This window comes from Gilliamella sp. B3783 (assembly GCF_026536125.1).
Lineage (GTDB): Bacteria > Pseudomonadota > Gammaproteobacteria > Enterobacterales > Orbaceae > Gilliamella.
This window is the reverse complement of record NZ_JAFNOU010000003.1, coordinates 160,731-180,634: the sequence shown is the minus strand read 5'-3', so window position 1 is coordinate 180,634 and position 19,904 is coordinate 160,731. Positions and strand designations below refer to the sequence as shown.

Here is a 19,904-nt window from a genome sequence, read left to right as displayed (position 1 = left end):
CATTAAACACAATAAGGCACGATTTAATTAAATTGTTTATTAATCAATTTTGGGATATCACTAATCATAAATAAAATCAAAAGTGTGTAACAAACAGTCATACCCAACTTGATTATCAAAGTAGATAGATAAAAAATAAAACTTACATTTATTTCAACCTCTTAAAATAAATACTCCGACAAATCCTAATATTTCGCTATAATAAATTAATGTTGAATAAATAATGAGCTAATTTAGTAAGAATTAATACAATGACCGAACAAGAAAACTTTACTGAACACACCCCAATGATGCGGCAGTACCTCAGACTAAAAGCGGAAAATCCGGATATTTTGCTATTTTATCGTATGGGTGATTTTTATGAGATGTTTTATGATGATGCTAAACGAGCTTCGCAATTACTTGATATATCATTAACTAAACGTGGTTCGTCTAATGGCGAACCGATTCCGATGGCCGGCGTACCGTATCATGCAGTTGAGAGTTATTTAGCAAAGTTAATTTCGCTTGGTGAATCGGTTGCGATTTGTGAACAAATCGGGGATCCTGCAACGAGTAAAGGTCCTGTCGAGCGCAAAATTGTTCGTATTGTAACGCCGGGTACGGTCAGTGATGAATTATTATTAGAAGATCGTAAAGATAATTTATTAGCATCAATATGGCAATCAAAAAACCACTATGGTTATGCCACGCTCGATATAAGTTCTGGGCGGTTTTTTATCTTTGAAACTGATAGTTACGAATCAATACAAGCTGAATTACAACGCACCAATCCAGTTGAACTTCTTTATCCGGAAGAGTTTCAATCCATGTCATTAATTGAACATCGTCATGGGTTAAGACGTCGCCCCTTGTGGGATTTTGATCTTGAAACCGCTAAACAGCAGCTTAACTTGCAATTTGGTACCAATGATTTAGTTGGATTTGGCGTGGAAGATTGCCTTTATGCACTTAGCGCAGCTGGCTGTTTACTGCAATATGTGAAAGATACGCAGCGCACCGCGCTACCACATATTCGTTCAATCATCAAACAATCAGCTTTCGACTTTGTGGTACTCGACGCGGCAACGCGGCGCAACCTAGAAATCACTGAAAATTTATCGGGTGGCACACAAAATACAGTGGCTGAAATTTTAGATAAAACCCAAACCCCAATGGGTAGCCGCATGTTAAAACGCTGGTTGCATGCCCCAATTCGTGACGTAAACGTTTTACAACACCGTCAACAAGCAATCAGTGAATTACAAAATCATATTGATGATATTCAGCCATTATTAAAACTCATTGGCGACCTTGAGCGTATTTTAGCGCGGCTTGCACTACGAACAGCTCGCCCACGTGATTTTGCCCGTTTGCGTGATGCTTATAACTTACTGCCGCAAATGCAACAGTTATTAAGCCAAATGAATACGCCAGCTTTAATTGCTTTGCGAGCTAAAATCAATCAATTTGATCACATTGCATCTATTTTAACGCGAGCAATTGTCCAAACGCCACCTGTCATTATTCGTGATGGAGGGGTCATTGCCAGCGGTTACAATGCCGAACTTGACGAACTACGCAATCTTGCAGATGGTGCAACAAATTATCTGGAACAACTGGAAATTCGTGAGCGTGAAACTTTAGGTATCGACACACTGAAAGTCGGATTTAATGCTGTACATGGCTACTATATTCAAATTAGTCGAGGACAAAGCCATTTAGCACCAATTCACTATACCCGACGCCAAACGCTCAAAAATGTTGAACGGTACATTATTCCTGAGCTTAAAGAGTATGAGGATAAAGTCCTCACCTCAAAAGGTCGTGCACTAGCCCTTGAAAAACAGTTATATGATCAATTGTTTGATTTACTTATGCCACAGCTTGCCGAAATGCAACTTAGTGCCGATGCTATCGCTGAACTTGATGTCTTAACGAATTTAGCTGAACGAGCTTTAACGCTTAATTATCAATGCCCTACATTTTCTGAAAAAGCAGGTATTGAAATTATCAATGGTCGCCATATCGTTATAGAACAAGTATTGCAAACGCCATTTATTGCTAATTCATTACGGCTTTCCCCTGATAGAAGATTGCTCATTATCACCGGTCCGAATATGGGTGGTAAAAGCACGTATATGCGCCAAGCTGCATTAATTGTTTTACTGAGCTACATAGGTAGTTTTGTGCCAGCATCAAAAACCATTATTGGACCGGTTGATCGCATCTTTACCCGAATTGGTGCATCGGATGATTTAGCGTCGGGGCGTTCAACATTTATGGTCGAAATGACTGAAACCGCTAACATAATGCACAATGCCACTGAACAAAGCCTTGTGCTAATGGACGAGATTGGACGTGGCACCTCAACTTATGACGGATTGTCCTTAGCTTGGGCATGTGCTGAAAACTTAGCAAACCAAATCAAAGCGATGACACTCTTTGCTACCCATTACTTTGAGTTAACGCAGTTGCCTGAACATATGCAAGGCGTTTATAACATTCATTTTGATGCCATTGAACATGACAACACGGTTGCCTTTATCCACGAAGTATCTGAAGGTGCGGCCAGTAAAAGTTTTGGTATTGCGGTGGCCGGATTAGCTGGCGTACCGAAACAAGTATTAAAACGCGCCAAACAAAAGCTAAAAGAGCTCGAAGTCATTTCGAAGCAAGCGGCAAAGAGCCATGTTGACCAATCGCAGCTTAGCTTTGTGACGGAAAGTGAACCTTCTGAAATTGAACAAGCGCTGAAACACATCGATCCTGATGCCTTATCACCAAAACAAGCATTAGAGATGTTGTATCAATTAAAGAAAATGCTTTAACACTGGCGCTCTTAAATTAAAAAGGGCTAACTTGCCCTTTTTATTATCTATCTAGTTGTTTATATAGCTTCACTCATCACAGAATATAAAATAATTATTATCTGTTTGATCACCCCTAATATTGATAATCTCACTTTGCCAACCGATTAAGTTAAAGCGACTAAAGTTGATCATTTTGCATTAAATTATCTTCATCTGAGCTTTGCCAGCTTATATCAGCTGGCAATTGCTTAGATTGGGTTACTTCCAATATTTTTTCTTAGAAGTTTTACCAATACCAGGATTGAGGCTATTAGTCGGATCAAGCTCTTGATAGAATTTTTTCAAATCGGCATTAGCATGATACAGGTGACCAACATTGTGCTCTGCTGGGTATTGTGCCCCTCGCTGATCAAGTAAAGCTAAAATTTGTTCCTTCACTTTATCACAATCTGTGCCTTTTTTAGCAATATAGTCTTGATGAAAGACATAACAGAAAAAATGCCCATAATACATTTTATAGATAAAGTTTTGATCAATGTCTTTTGGCAAAGTTTCAAACCAATCTGTATCATTACGACGCAAAGCAATATCTAACGCTACAATGTTTTCCACTGTTTTACTATGGACATTTCGATAAGATGTCGCTGCACCTGCCGCTGCAAAACGATGTAACATTGCTGCTTGAGCCTCTTTAGCATTACACAAAAAATAACTTCCGTTTTTATTTTGGAAATACGATTTCAAAAATGCTTCAGCTTCGGCTATCCCGTCATCTGCCATTTTTAAAATCAAATGATGTTCATAGCGATCACGGTAGTCTCGAATGGTTTTCGGTAAGTGATTAGGTAAAAATTTAGCAACAAAAATTGAAAAACGATCTGAAAAGTTTTTCGGAAAGAATGGAATTTTACCTGTAACGCGATCAACAAAGTTTTTAAAAGCAAAAAGGCGAGGTATGGTATCAGTACCTAATTTTTGAATAGCTAAAAAAGTCGGTTTGCCATAAACCGCAGCAATATCAAATGCGACTCGATGCATATATTCGCCTGATACCGGTAATGTTTTAAACTGACTTAAAATATGACGACGGATATCATTTAACTCATTAATGTCATTAGTACCAATATAAAATACTTCTGATTTCTTCTCTAATGGAAATGTATCAAGACGCACGGCAAAAACCATTAAGCGACCTGCACTGCCCGAAGCTTCATAATGGCGAGCTGGATCAGCATTAAAACGTGCAGGTGTATCGGCATCAACTTCACGAACATGATCGCAATAATGATGATCATGACCTAAGCCCGCATCACGATTAATATCTTTTTCAGTATAGGTATGATTTTCTAGATTCCGTAAAATGGTTTCTGGCTCATCACCCAGTTCAATGCCCAAGTGGTTAACAAGATGTAATTGTCCTTGTGCATCCAATTGTGCAAACACAGCCATTTGGGTATAAGCAGGACCACGTTGAATCAGGGAACCACCAGAGTTATTACATACCCCCCCCATGACAGATGCACCAATACATGATGAACCAATAACTGAATGCGGTCCTCGATTATATTTTTTTAACTCTTTTTCCAAACGGAATAATGTACTTCCCGGTAAACAAACAACCTGTTCACCATTTTCAATAACTTGAATACCTTCTAAACGGCGAGTACTCACAATTACAACCGGTCTATCATAATCATTGCCATCTGGGGTTGACCCCCCTGTTAAGCCAGTATTGGCCGATTGCGTAATAACAATCACATCAGCGGCAACACATGCTTTTAATATTTGCCATTGCTCAACTAATGTGCCAGGTAATACAACTGCTAATGCATCACCTTCACCAAAACGAATACCTTGACGATAAGGCAACGTCCGATTAGGGTTTGTTAACGTATATTTTTTGCCAACAATAGTTTGCAGTTGTTCAATCAATGCTGTTTTTTCATTTCCGTTCATTTTATCTTCCCTACCTATATTTAATTTAACTTTAAATTAATCGCGATTATTTTATAATTACTAAATCGTGTAGAAAAGATACATAATGTGCTATTTAATCAGCGCCTTTAAGCTATATGTTTAGCACTATGAATATTAAAATTATTTTTATAATTATTTTTTAAATTAAGGATTAACACAAACCATTTTACCTGCTGTAGAATCTGAATCGATATCACCCACATCAGAACCAACCGCATATTGTATGCTAGCATCATCGGATAATGCCCAATAGTAGGATTGCGTTGAAGTATGCCAATCACTTGTTGGATAATAAAGTTGATAAGAAGATCCCCATTCATTAAAAATGCCACCAATCCATTTACCACTTGCATCTTTAAAGCTTATTTGCCGACGATAATTATTAATATTGCGACCATTAATTCCGCCATGCCAACCTTTGCCATTAGCGTTAGTTAAATCATTGACTTTCGGGAATCGATAACCATTACCCAAATTGTCACAAAAGCGCTGAACATCATCATTAGATGTTGCATCATTTGAACTGGCGATATACCATCTATCAATATTAAAACTGTATAATAATTGCTTTCGTTCACTGTCTGCATAAATCTTAAACAGAACAGGGCTAAATGAAGTATCAGTGGAATTTTCATTCGGACCATTTAAAACCACTTTTAATGCTAACACTTTGGGTGAATTATCCCAACCTGGTGTTTGTTCGGATTTTAATGAAATGGTGACTTTACTCCCACCGTTGACAGGATAAACAGTTTGACCATCTTGAGTATTTGCAGTGATGACTTGTTCAGGTGTAACACCACCTAATATCAAATAAAAATTTAGACCATTTAAACCTGTCGTGGGAAAATTTAAATCCGGATTACTGATATCTTGCACTTTAAATCCTCGGCTTCTGATCCAATCAGGACCATCTGCATCAGGATAATGACGTCCATCATACCAAACATTGGGTTGAACATAACATACATATGGCGTATCAATTTTACGATTAAAATAATAGGTATGCTTAGCACCACTAAAATCTGTCACATTAGGTATACCATATTGCGTGAATAATTGACCACCATTAGACGTAATCGTTAACTTATAAGGTGAATCGCATCCGGTTAATTGAGCATTGGGGTTATTTTTGACTTGCGTAGTAATATCGTTGTTATTGGCATCTAACCATTTAACCATCAAATTACCGGTTGCATTTGGTGATGCATCACCATCTTCATCTCCCCAATAATTATCAGACGATGTAATAAGATTACTCAATGAAATACTTGGATAACTACTATTATTGACTAACGGTACCAAGGTTTTAATGCTCAAAAATGTATCATCATCACTCAACAAATCAATGGGTGATTCTTGGCTTGAATCATCGATAATAGCATTGGGATACAAATCACTTTGCCCACCAGCAGCAATAAAACTACGACCGTCAGATAGCTGTAAACCCAGTAACCCTTCAACACTTACCGCTTTAGTTTTTCCATTGTCAAACGTTAAATAAGGCGCATGACCATGAATAGCATTTTCAGTCGAAGCCGATAATGCATTGACAGGACTACTATGCACAAATAACCAATAAACAACAATTGCAGAAACTGATTTAATAGTAATAGAAGAACAATAAAATTGATTAATGCGAATTAAAAAAAAAATTAAATAATGTTTGGTGTTAGCAAAAGACAGATAATTTTTACAGAAGACTACTTCAGACATATTGTATCTCCTTTGAAACCGCTTAATTTATTCGTGATAGTGACTATCTAAACAACAAAAAACTCAATTTCGATACAAAATATAAAAGCGTAACAAGTATAAATGACTATTCATCAAAAAAAAATAGATTACAGAATAATCAAACGTAAAAATAGTATTATTAATCAATTGGATGAAATTTTTTACATAAAAATTACAGTAAACGTGTCTGGCATTTTGTTACACGCTAAATGAATAAAAACCTCTATTTTATTGAAAAAAGTTGTTGCCTTTTAAAGGGAACATTGAAAATGGCAAATAACACCAAATAAATAATAAAAATCATCATTAAAAATAGGTAGTTAAGAAAAAGCTTTTTATTTTATATTTTCACTATTTTCATGATGGTTTTGGATAATCGCTTGCCTTTTATCTTGCTGGAAAAAACTCCATGCAATAAAACGACTACTTTTTTGTCCTTGCGCCATTGGAATAATTTTGACTTCAGCAGGTTTAACTGTCATTAATTGCTTATTAAGCACCTTGAGTGACTCTTTTTTAGAAACCAACGACGTAAACCATAAACATTGCTGTTTATATTGTGTACTTTCTTTGATCATATTGGTAATAAAAGCACTTTCACCCCCTTTGCACCATAATTCGGTCTGCTGACCACCAAAATTAAGCGCAGGATTAGATTTTGAATATTGCCATTTACCTAACTTTTTGAGCTTAGTTTGGTTACTCGCCAGTGCGGCTTGTGCCGAATCATGAAAAGGTGGATTACACATAGTTAACATAAAAAATTCTTTCGGCTTTATAATTTGTTTAAAAATTGCTGAGGTATCATGTTGTAATCGACAATCAATTAAACCATTTAATAATGGGTTAGATTGAATGATAAGCTTTGCAACCTTGATTGACATTGGGTTGATATCACTCCCCACAAATGACCAATTATATTCAGCCCGACCAATAATGGGATAAATTACATTTGCCCCTACACCAATATCAAGAACACGGATCTGTTTACCTAAAGGGATTTTATCGTCGTTATCATGAGCAAGTAAGTCGGCTAGATAATGAATATAATCTGCTCGCCCTGGAATGGGTGGGCAAAGATAATCATTGGGAATATCCCAATTGCTCAGTTGATAATAATGTAATAACAGTGCTTTATTTAGCAATTTGACTGCCATTGGATCAGCAAAATCGATCGATAAATTATTGTATTGATTGGGTTTAACGTACGGTGTGAAATCAGGTAACGTTTGGCATAGCGCTAAAAAGTCATAGCCATGGCGATGTTTATTTCGTTGATGTAAAGCAGTTTTGTTTGCTAAGTTCGACTGTTTTTGCATGTTCTATCCAACAATAAAAAGGCTGTCTATTATAAAGGTTTTGCACCTAATAAGGAAAAGTAAAAACACTTAACCTAGTTTACTTTGAATATTCATCTTCACTTACGTGGTCATTGCTACAAATATCAGCATAAAATAATTACCACCACAGCCTATATTTTTGTGTTATTAGCAAAAACGTTGCCCCTTCATCATGGTATTTCAAACAAATACAACTAGTCTAAAATGATTGAGTGGTATCTAATTGCCATTTTATTAACGCTAGTTATTTTGTTATCCAACAAATTATATTAAAAATTCTTAATTGTAAAACTGGCTGGTCTAACTCGTCATTCGATGGTTTAACTCTATCAGTATTGATAATGTTGCTTGTTTCACTATAAACAATACTATCTAATGTAACCTTTAGTAGATTCACCGTTTTGTCTATTAGTAACTTCTAACGCATACCTTTGTCTGTTTTGCTGCTACTGTACTTAACATTTGTGCAAAATTAATCATCAATATACTAAAGAACCCCACATTATGATTGCATTCAATCGTGATTAACTGCTATAGATTTAATGAAATCTTGTTATTATGAGATTCAATAATGACTTTACACATTCCATTCGAAAACGCATTGATATTTGTTATAATTTTCAACTTTTAATCCAAACGGACATGCCATGAGAATCCCATTCAAATTATTCTGTGTACCTTTTAGCTTATTGTTAGTTAGCTCTTTTGATCTCTATGCTTCCGAATTTAACGGTGAACAGTTAAGCTTGGTTTGGGCTGTACCTTTTATTGGTATTTTGCTTTCGATTGCTTTATGTCCACTATTTTTAGCGCGATTATGGCACTATCACTACGGCAAAATTATTATTTTTTGGACGACACTGTTTATAGTTGCTGCCATTTATTCATTCGGTATGCAAACTACCCTCAATCTAACTGCTCATGCAATATTAGAAGAGTATATTCCTTTTATCGTTTTACTACTTGCCCTGTTTACTGTATCGGGTGGGGTGTTGATTAAAAGTGATATGATTAGTACGCCTAAATTGAATGTTGTATTGTTAGCAATCGGCACGATATTAGCCTCAACTATGGGCACTACAGGTGCGGCAATGTTAATGATTCGTCCTTTAATTAGAGCTAATCGTTATCGTAATCAATCTGTTCATATTATTATCTTTTTCATCTTTCTTGTTGCTAACATTGGCGGAGGATTAACGCCATTAGGTGATCCACCGTTATTTATTGGTTTTTTAAAAGGGGTTGATTTTTTTTGGACTGTTAAGCATATGTTTTGTCCGGTATTATTGACGACGATTTTATTATTGATAATTTTCTATATTATCGACAGTTATTACTTTCGCCAGCAATATGGTCAATCGTCAAACATAAAGACTAAACCTACTCAACCGTTTAAACTCTACGGTATAACAAACATTTTTTTATTGGTAGCCATAATTATTTGTGTATTGATGTCGGGGATTTGGCAGTCTTCAATCACTTTTACTATTTTAGCGACCTCAATTGCCCTACCTGATTTGGTGCGGGATCTGTTACTGTTAATCATTACAGTTACTTCTGTCATGATCACACCCAAGCAAGTTCGTGCGGGTAATGAATTTAATTGGGATCCCATTATTGAAGTGGGTAAATTGTTTATTGGTATCTTTATTACGATTGTACCGGTGTTAACTATTCTACGCGCGGGCAGTAATGGCGCATTGGCGGCAATTGTGACGCTCGTTAACAGCGACCATCTACAGCCAATTAATAGTTTGTATTTTTGGTTTGCGGGATTACTCTCGGGCTTTTTAGACAATGCACCGACTTATTTGGTGTTTTTCAATCTAGCATCAGGCGATGCCATGACGTTAATGACCACCATGGCAAAAACACTATTAGCCATATCAATGGGATCGGTGTTTATGGGAGCGCTTAGCTACATAGGTAACGCACCTAACTTTATGGTCAAAAGTATAGCAACACAACAGCAAATTAATATGCCAAGCTTTTTTGGTTATATGAAATGGTCAATTAGCATATTGATTCCGGTGTTTATCATCAATAATTTGATATTTTTTCTCTAACACGACACAAAATATCGCTAATGCTGCTATTTTGCTAAACATAGCAAATTATAAAATGAAGGAATGATAGATTATGTATACTGGGTTATAACAATAACTAGCGTAATAACATTAGGTTGTCATTGACAGAGTCAACACCAGATAATAAAAATTATCTGGTGTAATTCATCACTCAAGTTTAGAAAACTAGTCAAAGTATCATCTTGATCTATAACGGTTATTGTTACTGTTACCGTGTTTTTCATCGCGTTTTAACGGCAAGCAATAACCGTCTAAATAAAGGTAAAATTGTACATAACACCCATATTAGGAATCAAATAAGATGCATTAATGGGATGTCATTTTTATTTGCCTTTAGCATAACTTTTACTTTCTTCGTTATAATTTGCTGTAAAAAGTTTGGGGATATCGTTATCGGCGTAAATATAACCAATGCCAATATTATTCCAAATGCTTTTTATTGCTATTGTAATCAATGTTTACTTAATCAAGTTTGATTTTGACTAAACAGAGCTGCCACTTCACATAAGTTGTCGCCATATCAAACAGGCCTCAACCTTAACATCCAAACAGTATATTAAGCGTTTAAAATTATTATCGACAAAGCTAAAAATACAAGTCAGTGAGATGGCTATTAACGAAATTTTATTGTTATGTAGATTTGCCAACAATATACATTTCAAAAGTTTTATAAAAAAGTTTTAGTATTAAGCCATCAGGTGAACGTAAAAATGAAAAATAACAAGCTAGCTTTACCTAATACTCAGTAACAAAAAACGGTTATACAGTTAGTAAACTTTGCCCATTGAATTTGTCACATTCGCCGAGTAAAAATGTGAGTCTTCGCACAATTTTAATAAAAAGTCTTAAGTTACTATAAATTACAGCCAAAAAAAGATTTACCATGTCCGAATTTTGAAGGTCAGATACACTTTTCCTTTTTAGAATGAGGCTTGAGTGATTTGCAATAAAGTGAGGATCGCGCATGATACAGAAGTTACTCGATAAAGATTTTTTTGCTTCTAGTCAGCAAAATATCACTATAGAGCCTCGAGAGCCCCAACCTGTGTACCCTGAACATACACATAATTTTAATGAAATAGTCATTGTCACAAAAGGTAATGGCAAGCATATTTTAAACGGTCGATTATTCGATCTTTATCCGGGTATGATGTTTTATATTCACGCTAGTGATTGCCATTTATACGAAAACGTAAATAATTTACATTTAACGAATATTTTATTTAGAGATCCGGACAATTTTCATTTCATCAATGGCATTAATGAATTGATTCCGAATCAAGATTTGTGCCAATCTCACTTCTTTTTTGATAAAAATTGTGACAAAAATATACAAACCATTTTAGCGCAATTGAATCAAGTATCAGTGCAAAGCGATGCTTTGCAAGAAAGCCTTTTTTTACAATTATTACTATTATTCAAACAAAATCAATATGTAAATCAAGGCACGGGCAGCAGTGATAACCGAGTCAAACAGCTATTACGCTATTTACAAATCCATTTCAAAGAACCGATTGATTGGCATAAGGTAACCGAGCAATTTTCATTATCATTACGCTCTTTCCACCGCCATGTGAAAAATCAATTAGGCATAACTCCGCAAAAATACCTTATAAAATTACGTTTGGCTGATGCCTATACACAATTAATTCAGACCGACAAAACCATCACAGACATTGCGCAAGAATGTGGATTTAATGATAGTGCTTATTTTTCGACTTGTTTTAAACAGGAGTTTACTTTTGGACCACAAATATTACGTAATTATCCAGAGAAACGTTATCATTGATTGGTAAATCTATACGGCAGGAACAGCTTATGAATCACTATTTGCATTTATTTAGACAAGATTATTTTATTGCAGATATCAATACTGTGACTGTCGAAAAAAGAGATCATCAACACCCCTTTCCGTTGCATGACCATGACTTTCACGAAATTGTCATTGTCTGTTCGGGTAATGGATTACATCACTGGAATGATTATATTTACCCAATCACTAGTGGTGATATTTTATATATAAACCCTAAAGATGTTCATGGTTATGAGTCGGTAAATAATCTAAAACTCGACAATATTTTATATTTACGAGATGCCTTATTTTTATCATCAATCATTGAACAATATTTGCCAAAACAAAATGCCAAGCATACCGAGCGAGGCTGGCGTATTAAACCTTCTTTAATTAAAATGGTCTCCCCTTTAATTGAACAGCTCGCGATTGAATCAAAAAAAAATAATTTAGCTTCCGTGCATCTGGCCGAAGCGCTATTTTTACAGTTAGTCATTTTATTAGATCGTATTAAACAAATGCCTAATACTCAATCACCAACCGCAACTCATCAATTGGATTTATTATTTACCGTACTGCACAATAGCATAGCTACGCCATTTAATTTAGACATATTTTGTAAGCAAAATCATATTGCCGCAAGATCACTTAGCCGTTTATTTAAAAGTCAAACAGGCATGACAATTTATGAATATCTACAAAAGCGGCGCTTGTGTACAGCGATGTCATTACTGCGTAACACGCCATACTCAATTAGTATGATTTCGGCTGAATGTGGTTATGATGATAGTAACTATTTTTCAGTCGTATTTAAAAAAGAAACCAAGCAGACACCGTCACAATATCGAGCAAAATTTAGAAATAAAACCAATAAACGTTAATGAAGGTAAATACTCTCTTTTAATTTTATAAAAGAGAGTCCATTTTTATTCAAGATAAAACACAGGTAAAAGTGCTTCACTTATTGGGCTGTTATCAGCATTACTTGGCATGATATCTTGCATAAATGCCCACCATTTTTTGCAAGCAGCCGTATTGGCAATAGCATCCCAACGCTCTTCTGATTCAATTTCAACGTAAGCAAATAAAAGATTGCGCTTTGCATCGAGAAAAATCGAATAATTATGTGCGCCATGTGCTTTTAACTCTTTCACTAATTCCGGAAAAATTTCATCGTGCCGTTTTTTATATTCCGCATGTTTATCAGGATTAACCTGCATGATTGAAGCTTTTCTTAACATAGCCATTCCTTCTTATTAAGCATTACATATGAAATAGGTCGATATAATATTGACTAACCTATTTCATAATTTCAAATCGGCAACTTATCATTAATAAATAGCCTGATAGAGTTGTTCAATTTCGTGAACATTAGTTTCACGTGGATTACCACCGGTACACACATCATCAAAGGCAGCTTGTGCTAGTGCTGGAATGTCTTCGAGTTTAACGCCAATATCTTTCAATGTTTCTGGAATACCGACATCTTTGTTAAGCTGTTTTACTGCATCAACAGCAGCCTGCCTGGCCTGCGCTATTGTCATTTTTTCAGTGCCTGCGACCCCCATTGCTTTAGCAATATCACGATATTTATCGCCAGTAAATTCGGCATTGTAAGCCATGATATGCGGTAGCAATACGGCATTGGCCACGCCATGCGGGGTACTATAAAAAGCACCAAGCGGGTGTGCCATTCCATGGACTAAACCTAATCCCACATTTGAAAAACCCATACCAGCAATATATTGACCTAATGCCATATCTTCTGAACCTTTTGCAATCCCTTTTACTGAGTCACGTAATGAGCGTGCTATTACCTCAATGGCTTTTAAATGAAACATATCAGAAAGTTCCCAAGCCCCTTTAGTAATATAACCTTCAATGGCATGGGTGAGTGCATCTACCCCAGTCGCTGCTTTTAAACTTGCTGGCATGCTTGTCATCATATCTGAATCTATGATTGCAACAGCCGGAATATCATGAGGGTCAACGCAAACAAATTTACGTTTTTTCTCTTCATCGGTAATGACGTAGTTAATAGTCACTTCAGCAGCGGTACCGGCTGTTGTTGGTATGGCTATCGTTGGAACCGCAGGTTTTTTAGTTGGTGCAACGCCTTCTAAGCTTCGCACATCAGCAAATTCAGGATTATTAATAATGATACCAATGGCTTTTGCCGTATCTTGCGGAGATCCACCACCGATCGCTATTAAATAATCAGCACCTGACTGTTTAAAAATGTCTACCCCTTTTTTAACAATTCCAATTGTTGGGTTAGGCATAACTTGATCAAAGATTTGATAAGCAAAACCATTGTCATCTAATAATTTTGTTACTTTTGTTGCTACTTTGAATTTGATTAGATCTTTGTCAGTAACCACCAATGCTTTTTTAAAACCCCGTTTTTTAATCTCATCAACGATATGTTGGATTGAACCTGCACCAAAATAAGAGGTTTCATTTAAAATCATTCTATAAGCCATAATCTGTTTTCCTTTCAATTAATTTGCCATGCCTAAGCCAACGATATTGGCAGCAAAAATAATAACTAAGCAACCTATACATAATACTTTTACTGGTTTCTTTCCTGTGCCAAACCACTCTTTTAAAACTAAACCAACAATACCACCACAAAGCACATAAAAGCTCATATGTAACATCCAACTCATAAAGCCATATTCTGCTGGAATATTGGCATGGCCCCATGCATAAAAGAAGAATTGAAAATACCACATTGCACCGCCCAAAATGGCAAACAATGCATTGCTAATGAGTAACGATTTAGCAACCGAGATATCTTGTTTGAATGACAACTCTTTTTTAAAACAGAGGCGGGAAATACAAAAACCGAGATTAACTATCGCGCCACCACCCATGATGACTACATAACTAGGTAACGCAACATACAGATGGGAAACACCTAATTGAGCGGCCTTAGTATGCATAGGTACCGCGGCGCTCATAGCAAAAGACATACCGGCAGAAAAAATCCCACACATTACCGCTAATAATAAGCCTTTGCGTAGATTAAAATCCGCTACCTGTACGCCTAATGTTTTTTCTTTTAAAAGTCCCGCATAAGTAACAATGGCTACCCCAATAACAGCGACAACTACGCCTAGCAGTGTCATTTTGCCTCCGGTTGAAGCGATAAGTTCACCAAATTTACCTTGTAATATCGGCGTCATTAACGTACCAACAATTAAGGTAATGCCAATTGCAATACCTATCCCCATGGACATACCCAAATAGCGCATGGTCAGTCCATAGCCGACATTACCAATTCCCCACATTGCACCAAATAGAAAAACAGGAATTAATACATCTGAACTGAAACTACCGTAATATTCCCAAAAATCAGGCAATAAACAGTAACTTATAGACCAAGGTAAAATAATCCATGAAAAAATACCCGCGATTGACCACATTGTTTCCCATGACCAATTTTTAACTTTTTTCAATGGCGCATAAAAACAAGCTGCCGATGTAGCACCGACAAAGTGCCAAAATATACCTAAAATAATTGAACTACCCATATATGTGTCCTTATATGTTTAGAATATAATTTAATATATTCTGAGCTAAACCTAACTAAGGTTTTAATGCTTCCTCAATTGGATTGACATCAAAGCGCTGTGCCAACAGTCTAAATTGCTCGGTTGATATAGTTTGTCGTTTACCGCCCATCGATAACACTTTTACTAATACTTCAGCTGATTTTTCTGCTGTATCAATAAGGCCAAAGGCTTCATCCAATGTAGGGCCAGTACCGAAAACACCATGAAAAGCCCATAAAACCAATGTATGTTTTGCCATTTGTTGTGCTGTTGCATAACCAATTTCATCTTTTCCTGGCACCATCCAAGGCACAACACCGACACCATCAGGAAAGACAACCAAGCATTCAGTGCTCATTTCCCATAGTAAACGGGTAATAACTGCGGTATCGAGTTCTAAAACATAAGTTAATGCAATTAAATTGGTTGCATGACAATGCATGATCACGCGATCTTTACCTTGACTTTTTTCCATGCGAACGATGTGAGACTGTAAGTGAGCGGCTAGCTCAGAAGTGGGCAAACCACCATTAATCAACCCCCACATAATATAGTAACCCTTGCCCTGTTCATCGATTTTGACAATAGCTAAAGTATCAGCGGGATCTAAAATGACATTTCGGAAAAATTTTCCAGAACCTGTCACAATAAAGTATTGATTGGCTAACTTAGCCACATCTTGTGTTAATGATACGTGCCTTGGATTAGCATAAAAGTCACCTTGAAATGAAACGACATCGGTGTCTAACAATCGTAAGCTTACGTTACCACCATTACGTTCATCCCAACCTTTTAACCACATGTCGTACGTTGCTTTGATCATGCCTTGCACAAACCAAGAAGATAGAATCTGTTGCATTGTTTTCACCTTTTATCGTTGAGTTAATACTTGTTGCTCATATTGACGAACTTCATCAAGCCAAGCACGTCCAACTGGTACGCCGTTTTGTTGGCAATATTTGTCCCAAACTGCTTGCCAAGGTAAAGATTTTTGTTCTTCGAGTAATGCTAGTCGGGAAGTAAAGTCTCGTTCACGTTCAAATTGTTTGAGTTGCGCTGTGGGTTCTAATAATGCTTTTAATAGGCATTTTTTCATATTGCGAGTACCAATTACCCAAGCGGCGATACGGTTGATTGATGCATCAAAAAAGTCCAAGCCGATATGAACTCGATCAAATAAATTATTACGAATGATTTCACTGGCAATATTTTGGGTTTCATCATCGAAAAGTACGACGTGATCACTATCCCAACGTACAGGGCGGCTAACGTGCAGTAATAGGTGTTCAACAAATGGCATAACGGCAGAAATTTTGTCTGAAATGACTTCTGTTGGATGAAAATGCCCCGCATCTAAACAGAGTGCAGTTTTACGTGATGTAGCATAAGCGAGATAAAATTCATTTGAACCAGCAGTATAAGATTCAAGTCCAATACCAAATAATTTGCTTTCTACTGCATCAATATGATATTTGGGATCGATTTTTTCACTGATAATTTCATCTAACGATTCTAATAAACGTTGTCTTGGCGCAAATTTATCGACGGTAATATCTTTCATGCCATCCGGTAACCAAATGTTCATGACTGATGGCGTACCAAGCTCTTTACCAAAATATTCAGAAACTTTACGACACGCTTTACCATGTTCAATCCAAAATTGGCGAATTTTTGCATCAACATGTGTTAACGTGCCTTCATTGCTTAATGGATGAGAAAAATAAGTTGGGTTGAAATCTAAACCAATGTGCTGCTTTTTAGCCCAGCTCACCCAATTTGCAAAATGTTCCGGTTTTACTTCATTGCGATCGACTTTGTGATCGGCTTCTAAATATGACGCATGTAGATTTAATCGTTTTGGTCCCGGAATTAAGCTAAAGGCTTTATCTAAATCGGCTCTAAGTTCACTTGCATTACGTGCTTTGCCCGGATAATTACCTGTCGCTTGGATACCGCCCGTTAACTCACCTTCTTGTTTTTCAAACCCGGTAACATCATCACCTTGCCAGCAATGTACTGAAATTGGTAATTTAGCCATTTTAGCTAAAGCGGCATCGGTATCTACCCCTATTTCGGCAAATCTTGCTTTAGCACTTTGATAGGCATTTTCAACTGTACTCATTAGTAACTCCTTAATAAATTACGTAAATTTTAAATTAACTATTTTGTGGATAATAATATTGGGTATCAAAATTTTGCGAGATAATCTGTCTTAACGTCTTAACATCATCGATAGCCCCTAACGAAATTAATTGGTATCCGACATTACCTAAGGCTGACGATTCAATAGGACCTGCGGTCACAGTGATATGACAGAAATCGGCACATAACTGATTGAGAAAAGTATTTTGGCAACCACCACCAACAATATGTAAGGTGTGAATTGGTTGCTGAATAAGGGTGGATAATTCAGCAATCACATCACAATATAAAGTAGCTAAACTATCAAATATGCAGCGTACTAATTGTGATAAACGTTCAGGCGCGTGCGCATATTTTTCGAGGCAGACCTGTTTTAGTGTTTCGGTCATGGACGCGGGATTTAAAAACCTATCATCATTAGGATTAATTACATAGGTAAAGGGTTGTTCTTGCTTTGCTGATTCAATAATGTGACTAATGTTATTAATGTTATGTTCTAGGCAAACACGCTGAAATAGCCACAAACCCATAATGTTTTTTAAGACGCGATAATGCCCATCAACTCCACCTTCATTGGTGATGTTAGCGTTTAAAGCTTGGGCATCAGTGTATGAATGATTTGACTCGATACCCATTAAAGACCAAGTCCCCGAACACAAATAAGCGCTTTGTTTATCCGTTATGGGAGCGGCAATCACGGCACTTGCCGTATCATGACTGGCTATAGCAATAACCGGAATTTTATCGCCATTTGGACTTTGCCAATAACCGACTTTATTACCGGGCATGGTAATATCACCAAACCATTTACGCGGCACGCCTAAGTAATCAAGTAATTGCTGATCCCAATCACGCGTTATCACATTGACAAGTTGCGTCGTCGTTGCATTGGTATATTCTCGGTTTAACTTGCCAGTTAAACGAAAAATTAAATAATCGGGTATCATCACCCAATCCGTGACTTGTGATAACCAAGTTGGATTATCCTTCATCATCGCTTTAAGCTGATAAAGGGTATTGAAAGTTAAAAATTGAATACCGGTTTTTTGGTAGATGTTCTCAATTCCAAGCTCTGATTGAACTTGTAACATAACATTATCGGTGCGATGATCACGGTAAGCATAAGTCGGGCCAACAACTTGTCCATGTTTATCAAGCAATACATAATCCACGCCCCAAGTATCAATGCCGATACTATCAAGCTTAATACCTTGTTGAATAATTTTGTTCAAACCGGTAATGATTTCATGCTCTATATAATTAAGATCCCAACAAAAATTGGCATCCAGTGATTTAAAATCATTCTTGAATCGATGCACTTCTTGAAGGGTTAAATGTTGATTGTTCGCTTGATAACAAGACAACATGACCCGTCCACTTGAAGCACCTAAATCTATTGCGGCAATATATCTATCAGCCATTATCACTATCCCCATTATTGCTAATGGGCACAGTGTAAATAACGTATAACATAAATTCTTTCAATTGATTGCCACTGTTTTATTAGTGTTGGCAAAATTCTTAAACTCAGTGTGATCTACCGCACAAATTATCGATTTATGCTGGTTTTATACATTCTTAATAATTATTGGTATAATGGCGCATTTATAACATAATTTGAGAGTAACCTATGTTTAATCAGTTAAAAGCAATTATTCAATATTTACTACCTAAACAGCTATTGACCCTGATATTTGGTTGGCTTGCTAATAAGCATTTAGGAAAAGTGACAACATGGATGATTTTAGGCTTTAGTAAACTGTATAAAGTTGATTTAAGTGAAGCCAAAATTAGTGATGTAAAAGAATATAAAACTTTTAATGATTTTTTTGCTCGTGAGCTAAAAGACGAGGCCCGCCCTATCGATTCAGCGGCGAATTCTATTGTCATGCCTGCCGATGGTGTGATAAGCCAATTTGGTGTCATTCAAGATAATTTATTATTACAAGCTAAAGGGCATTTTTATTCTTTAGAATCATTATTGGCTTGTCATCCAGATATGATCAAGTTTTTTAAAGATGGCGCTTATGCTACAACTTACTTATCACCTCAAAATTACCATCGCTTTCACATGCCTTGTGATGGCATTTTACGTGAAATGATTTATGTACCAGGTTCGTTGTTTTCGGTCAGCAAAGCAACAACCGAAAGTATACCGAATATTTTTGCACGTAATGAGCGCGTTATTTGTCTATTTGAAACCGAATTTGGACCGATGGCGCAAATTTTAATTGGTGCAACGATTGTTGGTAGTATTGAAGTGGAATGGGAAGGCTGTATCACGCCTCCTCGCGAAGGCATTATGAAACGTTGGACCTATGCTGGCGAAGTGAAATTAACTAAAGGACAAGATATGGGCTGTTTTAAATTAGGCTCGACTGTCATCACCTTGTTTGCATCTAATGCTATTGCATTTGACAGTCATCTTAAAGTTGGTGACATAACGCGTGTTGGTCAAAAGCTAGCGGAAAGGATCTAAC

At 36.5% G+C, this 19,904-nt stretch carries 14 protein-coding genes; 5 read left to right on the top strand and 9 right to left on the bottom strand.

The window, feature by feature from the left end:
• The first annotated feature begins 251 nt into the window (after positions 1–251).
• Entirely contained in the window at positions 252–2,810 is a 2,559-nt protein-coding gene (gene mutS / locus J3U59_RS04430; RefSeq protein WP_267333123.1) for a DNA mismatch repair protein MutS, read from the top strand.
• A 240-nt stretch (positions 2,811–3,050) separates the two neighbouring features.
• Here the strand turns inward: mutS and dld are convergent, their stop codons facing one another.
• The 3 genes from dld to rlmF all read right to left on the bottom strand — a co-directional run bounded on the left by dld (position 3,051) and on the right by rlmF (position 7,825).
• The gene (gene dld, locus J3U59_RS04425) at positions 3,051–4,748 is read right to left on the bottom strand and encodes a D-lactate dehydrogenase (protein ID WP_267333124.1); all 1,698 of its coding nucleotides are present in this window, start codon (positions 4,746–4,748) and stop codon (positions 3,051–3,053) included.
• Between the two features lie 165 nt (positions 4,749–4,913).
• Positions 4,914–6,485 carry a hypothetical protein gene (locus tag J3U59_RS04420; protein WP_267333125.1) on the bottom strand — a complete coding sequence of 524 codons (1,572 nt, stop codon included), beginning with the start codon at positions 6,483–6,485 and terminating at the stop codon, positions 4,914–4,916.
• Between the two features lie 356 nt (positions 6,486–6,841).
• On the bottom strand, positions 6,842–7,825 hold the full coding sequence (gene rlmF / locus J3U59_RS04415) for a 23S rRNA (adenine(1618)-N(6))-methyltransferase RlmF (protein ID WP_267333126.1): 984 nt from the start codon (positions 7,823–7,825) through the stop codon (positions 6,842–6,844).
• Positions 7,826–8,493: 668 nt separating this feature from the next.
• Between rlmF and J3U59_RS04410 the strand changes: the two genes are divergently transcribed.
• The 3 genes from J3U59_RS04410 (at position 8,494) to J3U59_RS04400 (ending at position 12,606) form a co-directional block, all read left to right on the top strand.
• Positions 8,494–9,912: a sodium:proton antiporter gene (locus J3U59_RS04410; RefSeq protein ID WP_267333127.1), complete on the top strand. Its 1,419-nt coding sequence runs from the start codon at positions 8,494–8,496 to the stop codon at positions 9,910–9,912.
• Between the two features lie 985 nt (positions 9,913–10,897).
• Positions 10,898–11,722 carry an HTH-type transcriptional activator RhaS gene (gene rhaS / locus J3U59_RS04405; RefSeq protein ID WP_267333128.1) on the top strand — a complete coding sequence of 275 codons (825 nt, stop codon included), beginning with the start codon at positions 10,898–10,900 and terminating at the stop codon, positions 11,720–11,722.
• 29 nt (positions 11,723–11,751) lie between these two features.
• A complete protein-coding gene (locus J3U59_RS04400) occupies positions 11,752–12,606 on the top strand; it encodes a helix-turn-helix domain-containing protein (RefSeq protein WP_267333129.1) in 855 nt (284 codons plus the stop codon).
• Between the two features lie 45 nt (positions 12,607–12,651).
• On the opposite strand, the gene rhaM is transcribed toward J3U59_RS04400, so the two are convergent.
• From rhaM to rhaB, 6 genes are all read right to left on the bottom strand, one after another.
• On the bottom strand, positions 12,652–12,966 hold the full coding sequence (gene rhaM / locus J3U59_RS04395) for an L-rhamnose mutarotase (RefSeq protein ID WP_267333130.1): 315 nt from the start codon (positions 12,964–12,966) through the stop codon (positions 12,652–12,654).
• A gap of 90 nt (positions 12,967–13,056) precedes the next feature.
• Positions 13,057–14,208: a lactaldehyde reductase gene (fucO, locus tag J3U59_RS04390; RefSeq protein WP_267333131.1), complete on the bottom strand. Its 1,152-nt coding sequence runs from the start codon at positions 14,206–14,208 to the stop codon at positions 13,057–13,059.
• An 18-nt stretch (positions 14,209–14,226) separates the two neighbouring features.
• Entirely contained in the window at positions 14,227–15,261 is a 1,035-nt protein-coding gene (gene rhaT / locus J3U59_RS04385; RefSeq protein ID WP_267333132.1) for an L-rhamnose/proton symporter RhaT, read from the bottom strand.
• Between the two features lie 55 nt (positions 15,262–15,316).
• The gene (gene rhaD, locus J3U59_RS04380) at positions 15,317–16,141 is read right to left on the bottom strand and encodes a rhamnulose-1-phosphate aldolase (RefSeq protein ID WP_267333133.1); all 825 of its coding nucleotides are present in this window, start codon (positions 16,139–16,141) and stop codon (positions 15,317–15,319) included.
• A 12-nt stretch (positions 16,142–16,153) separates the two neighbouring features.
• Entirely contained in the window at positions 16,154–17,404 is a 1,251-nt protein-coding gene (locus tag J3U59_RS04375; protein WP_267333134.1) for an L-rhamnose isomerase, read from the bottom strand.
• Between the two features lie 34 nt (positions 17,405–17,438).
• Positions 17,439–18,845 carry a rhamnulokinase gene (rhaB, locus tag J3U59_RS04370; protein ID WP_267333135.1) on the bottom strand — a complete coding sequence of 469 codons (1,407 nt, stop codon included), beginning with the start codon at positions 18,843–18,845 and terminating at the stop codon, positions 17,439–17,441.
• 209 nt (positions 18,846–19,054) lie between these two features.
• On the opposite strand from rhaB, the gene asd reads away from it, so the two are divergent.
• Entirely contained in the window at positions 19,055–19,903 is an 849-nt protein-coding gene (asd, locus tag J3U59_RS04365; protein WP_267333136.1) for an archaetidylserine decarboxylase, read from the top strand.
• Position 19,904 lies beyond the last annotated feature (1 nt).